Annotated in this window: 11 protein-coding genes; 8 read left to right on the top strand and 3 right to left on the bottom strand. The window is 73.1% G+C overall.

The features are described from left to right. Positions 1–141: 141 nt before the first annotated feature. On the bottom strand, positions 142–1,305 hold the full coding sequence (gene xylA, locus IEY78_RS02475; protein ID WP_189095845.1) for a xylose isomerase: 1,164 nt from the start codon (positions 1,303–1,305) through the stop codon (positions 142–144). 235 nt (positions 1,306–1,540) lie between these two features. Here xylA and xylB point away from each other — a divergent pair, with 235 nt between their 5' ends. The 6 genes from xylB (at position 1,541) to IEY78_RS02445 (ending at position 9,671) form a co-directional block, all read left to right on the top strand. Next, on the top strand, positions 1,541–2,971 hold the full coding sequence (xylB, locus tag IEY78_RS02470; protein WP_189095844.1) for a xylulokinase: 1,431 nt from the start codon (positions 1,541–1,543) through the stop codon (positions 2,969–2,971). A 63-nt stretch (positions 2,972–3,034) separates the two neighbouring features. Then, on the top strand, positions 3,035–4,309 hold the full coding sequence (locus IEY78_RS02465) for an ROK family transcriptional regulator (RefSeq protein ID WP_189095843.1): 1,275 nt from the start codon (positions 3,035–3,037) through the stop codon (positions 4,307–4,309). 167 nt (positions 4,310–4,476) lie between these two features. After that, positions 4,477–5,886 (top strand): family 2B encapsulin nanocompartment shell protein, encoded by a 1,410-nt coding sequence (locus tag IEY78_RS02460; protein ID WP_189095842.1) that lies wholly within the window; start codon positions 4,477–4,479, stop codon positions 5,884–5,886. 101 nt (positions 5,887–5,987) lie between these two features. Beyond that, positions 5,988–7,403: a family 2B encapsulin nanocompartment shell protein gene (locus tag IEY78_RS02455; protein WP_189095841.1), complete on the top strand. Its 1,416-nt coding sequence runs from the start codon at positions 5,988–5,990 to the stop codon at positions 7,401–7,403. A 240-nt stretch (positions 7,404–7,643) separates the two neighbouring features. Beyond that, positions 7,644–8,291 carry an N-acetylmuramoyl-L-alanine amidase gene (locus IEY78_RS02450; RefSeq protein ID WP_189095840.1) on the top strand — a complete coding sequence of 216 codons (648 nt, stop codon included), beginning with the start codon at positions 7,644–7,646 and terminating at the stop codon, positions 8,289–8,291. Positions 8,292–8,459: 168 nt separating this feature from the next. After that, a complete protein-coding gene (locus IEY78_RS02445) occupies positions 8,460–9,671 on the top strand; it encodes a phosphodiester glycosidase family protein (protein ID WP_229699696.1) in 1,212 nt (403 codons plus the stop codon). Positions 9,672–9,788: 117 nt separating this feature from the next. On the opposite strand, the gene IEY78_RS02440 is transcribed toward IEY78_RS02445, so the two are convergent. Continuing rightward, positions 9,789–9,983 carry a hypothetical protein gene (locus IEY78_RS02440; protein WP_129250376.1) on the bottom strand — a complete coding sequence of 65 codons (195 nt, stop codon included), beginning with the start codon at positions 9,981–9,983 and terminating at the stop codon, positions 9,789–9,791. A 432-nt stretch (positions 9,984–10,415) separates the two neighbouring features. On the opposite strand from IEY78_RS02440, the gene IEY78_RS02435 reads away from it, so the two are divergent. Together IEY78_RS02435 and lysX are read left to right on the top strand one after the other, a co-directional pair. After that, positions 10,416–11,270, top strand: coding sequence for an Ig-like domain-containing protein (locus tag IEY78_RS02435; RefSeq protein WP_189095839.1), 855 nt, complete (start codon positions 10,416–10,418; stop codon positions 11,268–11,270). 68 nt (positions 11,271–11,338) lie between these two features. Continuing rightward, positions 11,339–14,656 (top strand): bifunctional lysylphosphatidylglycerol synthetase/lysine--tRNA ligase LysX, encoded by a 3,318-nt coding sequence (gene lysX, locus IEY78_RS02430; protein WP_189095838.1) that lies wholly within the window; start codon positions 11,339–11,341, stop codon positions 14,654–14,656. Between the two features lie 77 nt (positions 14,657–14,733). Here lysX and IEY78_RS02425 read toward each other — a convergent pair whose 3' ends face one another. Further along, positions 14,734–15,909, bottom strand: a complete 1,176-nt coding sequence (locus IEY78_RS02425) for an alkaline phosphatase family protein (protein ID WP_189095837.1) — start codon at positions 15,907–15,909, stop codon at positions 14,734–14,736. Positions 15,910–15,926 lie beyond the last annotated feature (17 nt).

Here is a 15,926-nt window from a genome sequence, read left to right as displayed (position 1 = left end):
CCGAAGGGGGAGGAGGGGGAGGGGGCGGGGGAGAGCCCCGGGCGCCGCGCCGAGCCCCTCGGAGCGCCCGCGGGCACGGCTCCCGGCCCCCCTCCGGCACCCACGGCCCGCACACCGCCCCGGACCGCCCTAACGCCCCCCTCAGACCGCCCCCATCAGATGCTCCAGCGCCAGTTGGTCCAGATGCTCGAAGGCCATCCCCCGGGCGGCGGCCGCCTCGGCGTCGAAGGACTCGTACGCGGTGGGGTCGGCCAGCAGCCCGGCGAGGCCGTCGTCGGCGGTGGGGCGGCGCAGCTGGTCCAGTCGGGCGGCGTGCAGGGCGTCCTGGACGGCCGGGTCGGCGCGGAAGGCGGCCGCGCGCTCCCGCAGGAGGAGGTAGTTGCGCATGCAGCCGGCCGCCGAGGTCCAGACGCCGTCGAGGTCCTCGGTGCGCGGCGGTTTGAAGTCGAAGTGCCGCGGGCCGTCGTAGCCGGCCGTCTCCAGCAGGTCGACCAGCCAGAACGCGGAGCGCAGATCGCCGGCGCCGAACCGCAGGTCCTGGTCGTACTTGATGCCGCTCTGGCCGTTGAGGTCGATGTGGAAGAGCTTGTCGGCCCAGAGCGCCTGGGCGATGCCGTGCGGGAAGTTCAGCCCGGCCATCTGCTCGTGGCCGACCTCGGGGTTGACGCCGTACAGCTCGGGGCGCTCCAGCTGCTCGATGAAGGCGAGGGCGTGGCCGACGGTGGGCAGCAGGATGTCGCCGCGCGGCTCGTTGGGCTTGGGCTCGATGGCGAACCGCAGGTCGTAGCCCTGCTCGACGACGTACTGGCCGAGCAGGTCGAAGGCCTCCTTCATCCGGTCCAGCGCCGCCCGGACGTCCTTGGCGGCGCCGGACTCGGCGCCCTCCCGGCCGCCCCATGCCACATAGGTGCGGGCGCCCAGTGCGGCGGCGAGGTCGATGTTGCGGAGGGTCTTGCGCAGTGCGTAGCGGCGCACGTCGCGGTCGTTGGCGGTGAAGGCGCCGTCCTTGAAGACGGGGTGGGTGAAAAGGTTGGTGGTGGCCATCGGGACGACCAGGCCGGTGGCGTCCAGGGCCTGCCGGAAGCGGGCCACGGCCGTCTCGCGTGCGAGGTCGCCTGAGCCGGGCGGGATCAGGTCGTCGTCGTGGAAGGTGACGCCGTACGCGCCGAGGTCGGCGAGGCGGTGGACCGTTTCGACGGGGTCCAGGGCGCGGCGGGTGGCCTCCCCGAAGGGGTCGCGGCCCTGCCAGCCGACGGTCCACAGGCCGAAGCTGAACTTGTCCGCGGGGACGGGCTGATGGCTCATGCCGGCACCTCGCTCCGTGCGGCCCGGCCTGCGCGCGGCGGGCGCCCTCCGGTGGTCCTCCAGCGGCCCCGGGCCGGGCGGATTCCCACACTGCGTTCCCTCATGCGCGACTCCCTCGGTCATTTCATCAACGCGCTTTACAAATTCCGCCGCGGCCAAACTAATATGCGGCAGCACACCGGGGAACCCCCTGGACCGAGACCGAGGAACACCGGCCGCCGAGGGAGAGTGCACGATGGGCGCACAGTCAGCGGGACCGCTCGTCGTCGGGGTGGACAGCTCGACCCAGTCCACCAAGGCGCTGGTCGTGGACGCCGACACCGGTGCGGTGCTCGCCCGGGGCCAGGCCCCGCACACGGTCGGCGGCGGCGAGGGCAAGGAGAGCGACCCGGGTCAGTGGTGGCGGGCCCTGGGCGAGGCGCTGGCGCAGTGCGGCGAGGCGGCGCGGCAGGCCTCGGCGCTCTCGGTGGGCGGTCAGCAGCACGGGCTGGTCACGCTGGACGCGGCCGGGGCACCGGTACGCCCCGCGCTGCTGTGGAACGACGTCCGTCCGGCGCCGCAGAGCGAGCGGCTGATCGCGGAGCTGGGCGGGGCGCGGGCCTGGGCGGAGCGGGTGGGGAGCGTGCCGGGCCCGGCCTTCACGGTGGCCAAGTGGGCCTGGCTGCGAGAGCACGAGCCGGCCGCGGCCGAGTCCACCGCCGCGGTGCGGCTGCCGCACGACTATCTCGTGGAGCGGCTGACCGGTGAGGCCGTCACCGACCGCGGCGACGCCTCCGGCACCGGCTGGTGGGCGTCGCGCACCGAGTCCTACGACCAGCGGATCCTGGACCATGTCGGGCTGCCCGCCGGGGCGTTGCCGCGGGTGGCGCGGCCGGGTGAGGCGGCGGGGACCGTGCACGCCGAGGATCTGCCGCTGCCCCGCGGCGCGTTGGTGGCGGCCGGCACCGGCGACAACATGGCGGCCGCGCTCGGGCTGGGCCTGCGGCCCGGGCAGCCGGTGCTGAGCCTGGGGACGTCGGGGACGGTCTACGCCGTCGCCACCCGCCGGCCCACCGATCCGACCGGCACGGTGGCGGGGTTCGCCGACGCCCGCGGTGACTGGCTGCCGCTGGCCTGCACCCTGAACTGCACGCTCGCCGTGGACCGGGTGGCGGCGCTGCTGGGGCGTGACCGGGAGGCCGTGGAGGAGGGCGGCGAGGTGGTGATGCTGCCGTTCCTGGACGGCGAGCGGACCCCGAATCTGCCCGGCGCCTCGGGGCTGGTGCACGGGCTGCGGCACGACACCACGCCCGGCCGGTTGCTCCAGGCCGCGTACGACGGTGCGGTGTTCGCGCTGCTGCAGGCGCTGGACCGGGTGCTGGACGCGGACGCCGCGTCCGACGCGCCGCTGCTGCTGATCGGCGGCGGGGCGCGGGGGCGGGCCTGGCGGGAGACGGTGCGGCGGTTGTCCGGCCGCCCGGTGGTGGTGCCCGAGGCGCAGGAGCTGGTGGCGCTCGGCGCGGCGGCGCAGGCGGCCGGGCTGCTGCTGGGCGAGGATCCAGCGGCGGTGGCCCGGCGCTGGGGCACGGCGCGCGGCGCGGAGTTCGAGGCGCGGCCGCGGGACGGCGCGGCGTGGGACCGGCTGACGGCGACGCTCGCCGACGGTGCGGCGCTGCTGCGAAGCTGACCGCTCCCCCACCCCGCATCCGGCAGGACGCCCACTCCCGCCCGGCACCCCGAGGAGACCCCTGTGACCGCGTCCGGCGGCGACACCCAGCACGACATCCGGCGCCGCAATGTGGCCCGGGTGCTGCGGACCGTGGCCGCCGGGGGGCCGCTGTCCCGGCCGGCGGTCGCGGCGCGGATCGGGCTGACCCGGGCGGGGGTGGCGCCGCTCGTCGAGGAGCTGCTGCGGGCCGGGCTGCTGGTCGAGACGGGGCGGACCGCGACCGGGGGGCGGGGGCGGCCGGGCGGTCAACTGGCGGTCAGCGACCGCGGTCCGGCCGGGCTCGGGGCGGAGATAGGCGTCGATCATCTGGCGGTGTGCGCGGTCGATCTGCGCGGCCGGGTGCGCGCGCGGGTGGCGGCCGGTGCGGCGAACCGGCACAGCGCACCGGGGCCCGTGCTGCGGCGGCTGTCCACGCTGCTGGCGGAGGTGACGGCCGGCCTCGCGGCCGAGGGGCTGCGGCCGGCCGGGCTGACGGTCGCGGTGCCCGGCCTGGTGGCGCGGGGGTCGACGACGGTGGTGCATGCCCCCAATCTCGGCTGGCGGGCGGCCGATCTGGCACCGGGCCTGGCCGGGGCGTGGCTCCCGGGGCGCGAGGCCGCGCTGCCGCTCACCGTGGAGAACGAGGCCCACCTCGGTGCGCTGGCCGAGCTGTGGCTGGGGGGAGGCGAGGGCCGGCCGGTCCCGCCGCCGGATTTCGTGCATGTCTCGGCCGAGACCGGTATCGGGGCCGCGGTCGTCGTGGATGGCCAACTCCTGCGCGGGGCACGGGGGTTCGCGGGCGAGCTGGGGCATGTGCCGGTGTACCCGGACGGGCCGGTGTGCGACTGCGGCGGCCGGGGCTGCCTGGAGCAGTACGCGGGGGAACGGGCCGTGCTGCGCGCGGGCGGGCTCGCGCCGGAGGGGGCGGATGACATGCCCGCGGGGCCGGGTGCCCGCATCGGCCTGCTGGCGCGGCGGGCCGCCGACGGGGACGCGGCCACGGTGGGTGCGCTGCGGGAGGCGGGGACAGCGCTCGGGATCGCGCTGGCCGGGGCGGTGAATCTGCTCGACCCGCGGGCGGTGGTGCTCGGGGGTGCGCTGGCGGAGCTGGCGCCGTGGGTCCTGCCCTCGCTGGAGCGGGAGTTGACGCGGCGCACGGCGGTCGCGGCGGCGGACGGGCGGGGCGGCGGGCCGCTGGTGACGGTGTCCCGGCTGGGGGCGGACGGGCCGCTGCTCGGGGCAGCGCACGCGGCGCTGCGGACCGTGCTGGACGACCCCCTCAACTCCCTTACCCCGGCACACTCTCCCCGCAATTGAGCCCGCTAAACCTTTCCAGGGAAAGGGAATTCCATGCCACCCCATCGGGCGATTGTGCCGATAAAATCCGCACGGATACCTTCGGTGCGGCGGGTTGCCGCGGAACTGCCCTGAACTGGGGTTTCGGGGCGTCCTGTTGAGCACTCTCCGAAGAGACAGGTGGCAGGATGACGATTGCCGACGAATCGCTGCACGACCACGCGGAAGAATCCCAGAGTTCCAGTCTGAGTACCACCGCAGCGCGGAATTTGGCGACCACCACCAAGACCGCACCGCAAATGCAGGGCGTCACGTCCCGCTGGCTGCTGCGGCTGCTGCCCTGGGTGCAGGTCTCCGGCGGTACGTATCGCGTGAACCGCCGGCTGGCGCACACGCTCGGCGACGGGCGCATCGATTTCGACATCACCGGCAGCGATGTGTCGATCATCCCCGAGGAGTTGCGCGAGCTGCCCGCGCTGCGGGAATTCACCGATGCCGGGGCACTGGCCGCGCTCGGCGAGCGGTTCACCCAGCAGGAATACGCGCCCGGTGAACTCATCGCCGAGGCGGGCGCGCCGGGCGACCGCCTGGTGCTGATCGCGCACGGCCGGGTGGACCGGATCGGCAGCGGCAAATACGGCGAGGACACCGTCCTGGAGGCGCTGGCCGGCGGTGACCACCTCGGTGACGAGCCGCTCACCGACCCGGACGGGACCTGGCGGTTCAGCTATCGCGCGGTGACCCGGGTGACCGTGATGGCACTGTCCCGCCTGGCCGCGCAGGAGGTCATGGACCGCTCCCCCGGCCTGCGCGAGCATCTGGCGACGGCCGGGCAGGACGAGGCGCGGCCCACCAACGCCAGTGGGGAGTCCGCGGTCTCGCTCTCCTCCGGGCACCACGGCGAGCCGACCCTCCCCGGGACGTTCGTCGACTACGACCTGGCGCCGCGGGAGTACGAACTGAGCGTCGCCCAGACGGTGTTGCGCACGCACAGCCGGGTCGGCGACCTCTACAGCGACCCGATGAACCAGGTCGAGGAGCAGCTGAAGCTGACGGTCCAGGCGCTGCGGGAGCGCCAGGAGCACGAGATGATCAACAACCGGGAGTTCGGGCTGCTGCACAACGTGGCGCTCCAGCAGCGCATCCACACCCGCAGCGGCCCGCCCACCCCCGACGACCTCGACGACCTGCTCGCGACGGTCTGGAAGGACCCGGGCTTCCTGCTCGCCCATCCGCGGACGATCGCCGCGATCGGCCGGGAGTGCTCCGCCCGCGGCCTGTATCCGACGGCGGTCGATTTCATGGGGCATTCGCTGCCGTCGTGGCGCGGTGTGCCGATTTTCCCGTGCAACAAGATTCCGGTGACCAAGGAGCGGACCAGCTCCATTCTGCTGATGCGCACCGGTGAGGAGAAGCAGGGCGTGGTCGGCCTGCATCAGACCGGAATTCCCGATGAATACGAGCCGAGCCTTTCGGTGCGCTATATGGGCCTCGACGACCGGGCCGTTCTCAAATATCTCGTCAGCGCCTACTACTCGGCGGCCGTTCTCGTACCCGACGCCCTGGGCGTGCTCGACGACGTGCAGATCGGCCACTGAACGAACCGCGGAAGACCGCGCGCCCGGGGAGCGGCCCCGTGTGTCCGCCCGGCGCGCGCACCGTACGCACCGCAGCGAACTGGAACAGGTGAGCTTTCTTCATGACCACATCGGTGGATCCGACGTCCGGCTCCGAGCCGTCCGCGCCCGAGCAGTTCCGGTCCAGCCTGGACACCGCGGCCGCCCGCAAGCTGGCGACCACGACCAAGACCGCGCCGCAGATGCAGGGGATCTCCTCCCGCTGGCTGCTGCGGATCCTGCCCTGGACGCAGGTCTCCGGCGGCACCTACCGCGTCAACCGGCGGCTGACCCACACCCTCGGTGACGGCCGGGTGGAGTTCGTCTCGACCGGATCCGACGTCCGGGTCATCCCGGCGGAGCTGCGCGAGCTGGCCCCGCTGCGCGGCTACACCGACGCGGCGACGCTGGAGGCGCTGGCCGACCGCTTCGTCCAGCGGGAGTTCGCGCCGGGTGATGTGCTGGCCCGGCAGGGCGGCCAGGCCGACCGGGTCATCCTGATCGCGCACGGCAAGCTCGACCGCACCGGCACCGGCAAGTACGGCGACGAGACGGTGCTGGGGGTGCTGGCGGACGGGGACTCCCTCGGGGCGGCGGCGCTGCTGTCGCCGGACGCGCAGTGGGAGCACTCCGTGCGCGCGGTGACCCGGGTGACCGCGCTGACCCTCTACCGCAGCGACCTCGAGGAGGTGCTGGGCCGGTCGGAGTCGCTGCGCTCCCATCTGGAGGAGTTCAGCGAGGCGCTGGTGCCCGCGCAGAACAAGCACGGCGAGTCGGCCATCGAGCTGGCCGCGGGCCATGTCGGCGAGCCGGCCCTGCCGGGCACCTTCGCGGACTACGACATGACGCCGCGGGAGTACGAACTCAGCGTGGCGCAGACCGTGTTGAAGGTGCACTCCCGGGTCGCCGACCTCTACAACGACCCGATGAACCAGCTGGACCAGCAGCTGCGGCTGACCATCGAGGCGCTGCGGGAGCGCCAGGAGCACGAGATGGTCAACAACCGGGACTTCGGGCTGCTGCACAACGCCGACCTCAAGCAGCGCCTGCACACCCACAGCGGTCCGCCCACCCCCGACGACCTCGACGAGCTGATCTCCCGGCGCCGCAAGACCCAGTTCCTGCTGGCCCACCCCCGCACCATCGCGGCCATCGGGCGGGAGTGGAACGCCCGCGGCATCTACCCCACGACCGCCGAGGTGGAGGGCACCGCGGTCCGTGCCTGGCGGGGCATTCCGCTGCTGCCCTGCAACAAGATCCCGATCACCCCGGAGGGGACCAGCACGGTGCTGGCACTGCGGGTCGGCGAGGAGAACCAGGGGGTGGTGGGGCTGCACCAGACGGGCATCCCGGATGAGTACCGCCCCGGCCTGTCGGTCCGCTTCATGGGCATCAACGACCAGGCCGTCATCAACTACCTGGTCAGCGCCTACTACTCCGCGGCGGTGCTGGTGCCGGACGCGCTGGGCATCCTGGAGGACGTAGAGATCGGACACTGACGCCGGGAGCCGGGGCTCCGGGTGCCGCGCCCGCCACCGCCCTCCGGGGCCGGGGTGCGGCACCCGGGTGACGTCCGATCAGGTATCTCCTGAACTCCTGACCTGCGCCGTTCCGCCTTTGGTCGAGCCATTGGCAGAACGGCCATTCCCTTGGCAGGGCGAGGTCTGTTGCGCATCATGAACGCACCGGCTGTGCGTGACATGTACGCGACCACCCCTCGGTCACCGTCAGGAGTCCCCATGGAGCAGCCCGACCCCCGTCGCCCGGCCCGCAGACGCCTGCTCACCGGTGCGGCCGCGCTCACCGCGTCCGCCGCCCTCACCCCGCTCGCCACGGCCACCTCCGGCGCCGCTGCCGCCGCGGGCCGGCACACCCCGTTCGGCAGCGGCTATCCCGCCCGGCAGTGGGTCCCGGCCAGTCCGTCCAACTACACCGCCGCCGACCGTCCGACGCAGTACCCCGTCGAGATGGTCGTGATCCATGTGACGCAGGAGACCTACGCCCACACCCTCAAGCTCTTCGCGAACCCCGCGCACAAGGCGGCCGCACACTACGTCCTGCGGTCCGCCGACGGCCATCTCGCCCAGTGCGTCAGCGAGCGGAACGTGGCCTGGCACGCCGGGAACTGGGACTACAACACCCGCAGCATCGGCATCGAGCACGAGGGCTGGATCGACGACCCGGCGTGGTTCACCGACACCCTCTACGCCCGGTCCGCCCGGCTCACCGCCGCCATCTGCGACCGCTACTCGATCCCCAAGGACCGCGAGCACATCATCGGCCATGTGGAGGTCCCCGGCTCCGACCACACGGACCCCGGCCAGTTCTGGGACTGGCCGCGCTATCTCCAGCTGGTCAACGGCCTCTCCTGGCGGACCGCTCTCTGACCGTTCTCCGGCCGTCCGTGACCCGGCGCGGGGCACCCCGCCCGGCGACACGACGGCCGTTCCCGAGGTGTACGGATTCATGACATCTCCGGGCCATAGTGAACATCTTCGGCACCTGGGACCGTTGACGTGACGTCAGGGGGGCTCGTGAAGCAGCGATTCGTTCGAGTGCGCGCGATGCTGACCGTGCTGGTGGCATGGGGTGCGCTGACCGGCGGCGGGCTGGCGGCCGGCGCCCCGGCCACCGCCCTGGACGCCGGCCTCAGCCGCTACGGCGCCGCGTCGGTGGCGCCCGGTGTCTCCTACGACGAGTTCCGGATGACGGTGCCCCGCGGCCTGGTGCACGGGCATCTGCTGACCGTCGATCTGGCCGATCCGCGGGTCGCGGTGGATCTACTGTACCCGGGGGCGGTCGGCGCCCGGGCACCGGTGTCCCAACTGGCCGCGGACCGCGGCGCGGTGGGCGCGGTCAACGGCGACTTCTTCAACATCAGCGAGGGCCAGCACCCCGGGGTGGAGGCCACCGGCGCCTCCGTCGGCCCGGCCGTGGCCTCGGGGCGGCAGCTCAAGGGCGCGGTGCCCGACGGCCAGCGCTTCGGGCCGGTCATGCCGCCCGGCGCCACCACCGAGGACGTCATCGGTGTCGGCTACGACCGCCGGGCCCGGCTGGACCGGCTCACCCTGCACGGCGCGGTACTGACCCCCGAGGGGGCGCTGCCGCTGCGCGGGCTGAACCAGTACGCCCTGCCCGTCGACGGGATCGGCGCCTACACCGAGCGGTGGGGCCCGGCCTCCCGGCTGCGCGCCACCTGCGGGACGGACCTCGACCGGGCGGCGCCGTGCAGCGAGGACACCGCGGAGGTGACGATCCGCCACGGCCGGGTGGCGGCGCTCGACGACGTACCGGGCGCCGGCGGGGTACCCGTGGGCAGCGTGGTGCTCGTGGGCAGGGAGGAAGGGGCCCGGCAGCTGCGCAAGCTGCACGTCGGTGAGCGGGTGCGGGTCAGCCACCATCTGACGGGCCGGGGGCGGGGCCCGCTGCGGTTCGCGGTGGGCGGTTTCCCCCTCGTGCGCCACGGGGTGCCGGTGGACGGGCTGGACACCGGCGCGGTGGCGGTGCGCACCTCCGCGGGGACCGGGGCCGGCGGCCGGGTGCTGTATCTGCTGGCGCTGGACGGCGGGCCGGGCCAGACCGGCCTGACGGTCAGTGAGCTGGCCGACCTGATGACGCAGTTGGGGGCGCGGGACGCGGTGGATCTGGACGGGGGCGGGTCCTCCACGCTGGTCACCGGCGACGCCTACGGGGAGACGGTGCGCAACCATCCGTCGGGGGGTGCGGAGCGGCCGGTCGCCAACGCGATCGGGGTCTTCTCCGAATAGCGGCCGGGTGCGCGGGTGTGCGGCCGAGCATCCGTGTGCCGCCGCCCCCGCCCCGCGCTCACCCCCGGGGGCGACGGCGGGATCGCGGCGGGCAGGGGGCCCTGGCGGGCCGCCGCCTCACGGACGCACGCTGCTCACCACGTCGGCGGCGCCGGCCAGGCCCTGGTGGATGTCGGGGGCGAGGCTGCTGTTCGCCAGGTAGAAGCCGAGCAGCGCGCACACCAGGGCGTGCGAGAACTTGAGCTTGCCGCTGCGCAGGAAGATCACGGTCAGGACCACCAGCAACAGCACGACCGAGATGGAAATTGCCACGGGACGCACCCTCCTCGACCGCCGCCCGAACGAGCGGCAATGGGTGGCTAGTTTGGCGTATTTCAGGGTATGTCCGGTTCCCGGGCGGGTGCTCCGATCGGGTGATCACTGCGGGTCACCGGCGGCGGAGCGAGAGACGGGCGGCCGGCTGGGGCGCGCGGGCACGAGCGCCGCCGCAGGGGTGGGACGCCCCCTCTTCCGCGACCGGCCGCACACCGACGCCCGCGTCACCCACCGCCACACGCCCCATGAGAGACATAAGGCTCATATCTCCTCAAGTGCCCGGCGGCGGTGGCCCGTTCAGGCCACCCGTCGCGCCACGCCAGCCAATGTGGCGCGGATCACATCACTCCCTGCAACGAATAGTGCCGCCCGTTCGTCTTAGCGGCCGACATCCTGCCCCTCACCCCTCCTCGCAGACGGAAAGCCCGTATGAGCCAGACCCCCTCGCCCCGCCGCTGGCCGTCCCGGTCACTGCGCGTCCCGCTGTGCGCGCTCCCGGTGATCGCCATGGGCACGCTCACCGCGTGCGGCGGCCCCGCCTCGTCGGCCCCCAAGGGCGAGCCGGTGACGGTCGCGCTGGGAGCGGCGAGCGGGACGAGAACCGTGCAGGCCGGCGACCGGATCACGGTGACCGCGCGGGGCGGGGTACTGACCGAGGTGACCGTCACCGACCCCGGCGGCCACAAGCTGCCCGGCGGGCTCGGGGGCGACCGGACCGTGTGGACGGCTAGGACGAAGACCTCGCCGGGCACCAAATACTCCGTCGTCGCCCGGACCAGGAACCCGCAGGGCGACATCGCCGCGACCAAGGAGTCGCTGACCACCGCGAAGCCGGACCGGGTCGCCCCGCAGACGTCCGACTCCGGGCGGCCGGGCGGGGTGGTCGGCACCGACCGGTCCCTGACGGTCACCTTCGGCTTCCCGGTGGCCCACCGGGACGAGGTGCAGCGCCGGCTGAACGTCCTCACCGGCCGCCCGACGAGTGGATCATGGACCTGGACCAAGGACCGCGGCGGCGCGGACCGGGCGGACTGGTCGCCCGCGCGGCTCGGCCGGTCCGACGCACCGGTCGCCCTGCGGGCGGAGCTGGACGCGGACGGCTCAAGCGGCGGCGTCACCCAGGACTATGACCTGAACTTCACCATCGGCCGGAGTTGCACCGACTCGGCGGCGGGGCGGGAGTGTGGCAAGGTCCAGGTGGGTGACCCCCTGGAGGTCGCCGCGTCCTCCGTACGAGGGAAAGACGACAGGACCACGAGGATCGGAGACTGGCATGCCGGCTGATCCCCACGACGGACGAACAGCGCCCTCGCGCCGAGCAGCTGACCCTTTTCAGAGCCTAATGTGACGGAATGAGCACCGTGCAGGACCAGGATCAACTTACGGGGTGGCGGCGCTTCCGGCGCCGGGTCCCCAATGGCTTCGCCATCATCTTCACCATGCTGGGGCTCTTCTGCGCCCTGACCGCGGTGATCGGGCCGTTGCGGCGCGGACTCCATCCGGTCATCTACTGGCTGGACACGCTCACCGTCCCGGTGCCGCCGAACCTCGCCTACGCGGTGCTCCTCTTCCTGTTGGCCGCGGCGCTGACCGCACGCAAACGGGTGGCGCTGTGGTGCCTGGTGGCCTACATGGTGCTGGTCACCGTGGCGGACGCGCTGTTCCTGGCCCTGGGCTACTGGGAGTTCGCCTTCTCGCTGGTGCTGTGCGTCGGCGTGCTGGTGCTGCTGCTCCTGTCGCACCGTGAGTTCTACGCGATCACCCGGCGCGGTGCGTTCCTGCGGGCCATCGGCGTGCTGATCGCCGGGGCGGTCGTCGCGGTGCTGATCGGCTGGGGGCTGGTGACGCTGACGCCGGGCACCCTGGAGGCCGGTGGCGGCAACCGGCTGCTGTGGGCGGCCAACCGCGTCTGCTTCGGGCTGGTCGGCGGCCGGCTGATCGAGGGCCACCCGCCGCACTGGACCACCTTCCTGCTCGGGCTGCTCGGTGCGCTGGCGCTGCTGAACGCCGCGGCCACGCTGTTCCGTTCGCAGCGGATGGAAGCCGCGCTGCACGGCGACGAGGAGGACCGGATCCGGGCGCTGCTGGAGCGCTACGGCAGCCAGGACTCGCTCGGCTACTTCGCCTCCCGCCGCGACAAGGCCGTGGTCTTCTCCCCCAGCGGCAAGGCCGCCGTCACCTACCGCGTCGAGGCCGGTGTCTGTCTGGCCAGTGGTGACCCGGTCGGTGACCGCGAGGCCTGGACGCAGGCCATCGAGGCCTGGCTGGAGGTCGCCGGGCGCTACGGCTGGCAGCCGGCCGTCATGGGCGCCAGCGAGAGCGGCGCCAAGGCGTTCGCGCGCTGCGGCCTCGGTGCGCTCCAGCTGGGCGACGAGGCGATCCTGCACGTCAAGGACTTCGACCTGGACGGCCGGGAGATGCGGGTCACCCGCCAAGCCGTCAACCGCGTCGAGCGGACCGGCGCGACCTTCCGGCTGCGGCGGCACTCCGCGCTCACCGACGAGGAGATGCAGGAAGTCATCCACCGGGCCGACGCCTGGCGGGACACCGAGACCGAGCGCGGCTTCTCGATGGCGCTGGACCGGCTGGGCGACCCGGAGGACGGGGACTGCCTGCTGGCCGAGGCGTTCGACGGCGACGGCAACATGATCGCCCTGCTGTCCTTCGTGCCGTGGGGCAAGGACGGCATCTCGCTGGACGTCATGCGCCGCGACCGCACCGCGCCCAACGGCGTCATGGAGTTCATGGTGGCCCGGCTGTGCGCGCAGGCCGGGACGATGGGTGTGCGCCGGGTCTCGCTGAACTTCGCGGTGTTCCGGTCCGCCTTCGAGGAGGGCGCCCGGATCGGTGCCGGGCCGGTGCTGAAGTTCTGGCGCAAGCTGCTGCTGTTCTTCTCCAAGTGGTGGCAGCTGGAGGCCCTGTACCGCTCGAACGCGAAGTACAACCCGGAGTGGTACCCGCGGTTCCTGTGCTATGCGGACGCCGGCGCGCTGGCCCGGATCGGTCTGGCCTCCGGTATCGCCGAGGGCTTCGTCGCCGTGCCGAGCCTGGGCAAGCTGTGGGGCAAGGGCCACAAGAAGCGGCTGCTGGCCCCGGCGAGCACCGCCGGCCTGCCGTCGCTGGACGAACTCGGCCTGGTCCAGACGGGTCCGGCCACCGAGGAGGAGCTGCACGAGCGGGAGCTCGCCGCGCTGCCCGAGCAGGTGCGGGTGCGCCACCGCAAGCTGGAGCGGCTGCGGGAGGCCGGCACCGACCCGTATCCGGTGGGCGTGCAGCGGACGCACACGCTGCAGGAGGTCCGCGGCGAATTTTCCGAACTCAAGGCCGGGGCGCGGACCGGCAAGTCCGTCACCGTCGCGGGCCGGGTGCTGCTCACCCGCGACCACGGCGGGGTGCTCTTCGCGGTGCTGCGCGACTGGTCGGGCGATCTGCAGATCGCGCTGACCCGCGACGGCAGCGGCACCGGGCTGCTGGACCGCTTCGGCTCGGACATCGACCTCGGCGACCATGTCGAGGTGGAGGGCGAGATCGGCGCCAGCGACCGCGGTGAGCTGACGGTGTTCGTCAGCTCCTGGCGGCTGACCGCCAAGTGCCTGCGGCCGCTGCCGGACAAGCGGCGCGGGCTGTCCGACCCGGAGGCCAAGGTCCGCCAGCGGTATGTGGACCTGGTCGTCTCGACGGACGCGCGGGACAATCTGCGGGCCCGCAGCACGGCCGTCCAGGCGCTGCGCCAGGGGCTGATCGACCGGGGCTATCTGGAGGTCGAGACGCCGATGCTCCAGCAGATCCACGGCGGCGCCAACGCCCGCCCCTTCCAGACCCACATCAACGCCTACGACCTCGATCTGTATCTGCGGATCGCGCCGGAGCTGTATCTCAAGCGGCTGTGCGTGGGCGGCATGGAGAAGGTCTTCGAGATGGGGCGGACGTTCCGCAACGAGGGCATCTCCTACAAGCACAACCCCGAGTTCACGATGCTGGAGGCCTACCAGGCCTTCGCCGACTACGACGTGATGCTCGACCTGACCCGGGAGCTGATCCAGGGCGCGGCCGTCGCCGCGTTCGGCAGCGCCACCGCCCGCAAGGCGGACGAGCGCGGCCGGCTGGTCGAGCACGACATCTCGGGGATCTGGCCGGTCAAGACCGTCTACGGGGCGATCTCGGAGGCGTTGGGCGAGGAGGTCGACGCGGACACGAACCCGGACGTGCTGCGCCGGCTGTGCGCGGCGTCGGGCGTGCCGGTCAAGCCGGAGAGCGGCCGGGGCGACATCGTGCTGGAGATGTACGAGCGCCTGGTCGAGGAGAAGACCACGCTCCCCACCTTCTACAAGGACTTCCCGACCGATGTGTCCCCGCTGACCCGTCAGCACCGGCGGGACCCGCGGCTCGCCGAGCGCTGGGACCTGGTCGCGTTCGGCACCGAACTCGGCACCGCCTACTCGGAGTTGACCGACCCGGTGGAGCAGCGCCGGCGGCTGACCGCGCAGTCGCTGCTGGCGGCCGGCGGCGATCCGGAGGCCATGGAGGTGGACGAGGACTTCCTCCAGGCGCTGGAGTACGCGATGCCGCCGACCGGTGGTCTGGGCATCGGCGTGGACCGGCTGGTCATGTTCCTCACCGGTCTGTCGATCCGCGAGACGCTGCCGTTCCCGCTGGTGCGGCGCCGCTGAGCGCATCCCCGCCTGCCGGCATCCGGCCCGGGCCCGTCACCGCTGCGGTGGCGGGCCCGGGCCTTTTCCGCCGCCGGTCAGAACCAGTTGACGGTGAGCGGGAAGGTGGCGGTGGCGGTGGCGCCCCGGGCGTCGGTGACGGTCGCCGTGACCGGGAAGCCGCCGGTCTGCCAGGGGCGGCCGCCGATCCGGCCGCCGCCCGCGTCGGCGGACAGGCCCAGCGGCAGACCGGTGATGCGGTAGGTGAGCGGGGGCGTGCCGCCGGTGGCGGTGAGGTGGACGGTGCACTCCTGGAGGAAGCGGCAGGTCTGCGGGCCGGGGGCGGCCAGGGTGAGGCCGCCGCCGGGCGGTTCGGTGCCTCCGGTGTCGAAGACGCCGGTGACCGGGGTGGCGGTGGCCGCGTTGCCCGCGTGGCCGGTGCCGTACATGTCCTCGAAGGTCCGCAGCAGGCTGTAGTGGTTGTAGTCGCCGCTGAGGCTGCCGCGGGTGAGGTGGGCGCCGTGGAAGACGGTCGCGATCCGGTTGGAGCCGAAGTAGTTGTCCTCGTCCCAGGTGACCATCAGCAGGCTGTTGTGGTCCTCGGCCCACCGGGCGTAGCCGGCGAGGTTGTCCTTCAGCCAGGTGTCTCCGCTGCCGACGGCGCAGTCGTGCATGTCGTTGCACATGTCCGGGATGACGAACGACAGGGTCGGCAGCGCGGCGAAGTCGTCCCGGGGGAACTGGGCGAAGGTCTTGCCGGTGTCCGGCGGCACGTTGCGGAAGGCGAACCAGGGGCTGTGCCGCTGCACGTAGCGGCCGTCGGAGCAGGTGGTGGAGCCCTGGGCGGGCAGGCCCTCGTTGTAGCTGGCGAAGGTCTTGCCGGCGGCGAGCAGCTCCTGGGCGAGGTTGGGCGCGGTCATCGACCGGGCGGTGTAGCAGCCGTCGTCGGTGATGCCCTGGGTGGCGCCGGAGAAGAGGTTGAAGTAGTTCGGCTGGCTGGGGTGGGTCAGCGCCTTCATGCCGGTCAGGTCGGCGCCGGTGCGGGCGAGTTCGTTGAGGTAGGGCGCGTCGCCGTTGCCGATGATCTCGCCGTACTGCTTGTTCTCGAAGACGACGATCACGACGTGGTCGTAGGACGGCAGCGCGGACCGGACGGGGCGGGCGTCGGCGGTGGTGGCGACGGCCGTGGTGGCCGTGGTGGCGACCGCGAGCAGGCCCAGCGCGCCGAGCACGGCCGCGAGCGCCCGGCGCCGGCGGCGCGGTGTGCGTCTCATCAGCTCTCACTCCTCCT

Source organism: Streptomyces kronopolitis (assembly GCF_014646275.1).
Taxonomy (GTDB): Bacteria; Actinomycetota; Actinomycetes; order Streptomycetales; family Streptomycetaceae; genus Streptomyces; species Streptomyces kronopolitis.
Note: the sequence above shows the minus strand (reverse complement) of the source record. Positions and strands in the feature narration are given on the sequence as shown.

Coding starts and splice junctions, on each gene's coding strand:
- xylA (WP_189095845.1), bottom strand. CDS start 1,305: ATGAGCCATCAGCCCGTCCCCGCGGACAAGTTCAGCTTCGGCCTGTGG.
- xylB (WP_189095844.1), top strand. CDS start 1,541: ATGGGCGCACAGTCAGCGGGACCGCTCGTCGTCGGGGTGGACAGCTCG.
- IEY78_RS02460 (WP_189095842.1), top strand. CDS start 4,477: ATGACGATTGCCGACGAATCGCTGCACGACCACGCGGAAGAATCCCAG.
- IEY78_RS02455 (WP_189095841.1), top strand. CDS start 5,988: ATGACCACATCGGTGGATCCGACGTCCGGCTCCGAGCCGTCCGCGCCC.
- IEY78_RS02450 (WP_189095840.1), top strand. CDS start 7,644: ATGGAGCAGCCCGACCCCCGTCGCCCGGCCCGCAGACGCCTGCTCACC.
- IEY78_RS02435 (WP_189095839.1), top strand. CDS start 10,416: ATGAGCCAGACCCCCTCGCCCCGCCGCTGGCCGTCCCGGTCACTGCGC.
- lysX (WP_189095838.1), top strand. CDS start 11,339: ATGAGCACCGTGCAGGACCAGGATCAACTTACGGGGTGGCGGCGCTTC.
- IEY78_RS02425 (WP_189095837.1), bottom strand. CDS start 15,909: ATGAGACGCACACCGCGCCGCCGGCGCCGGGCGCTCGCGGCCGTGCTC.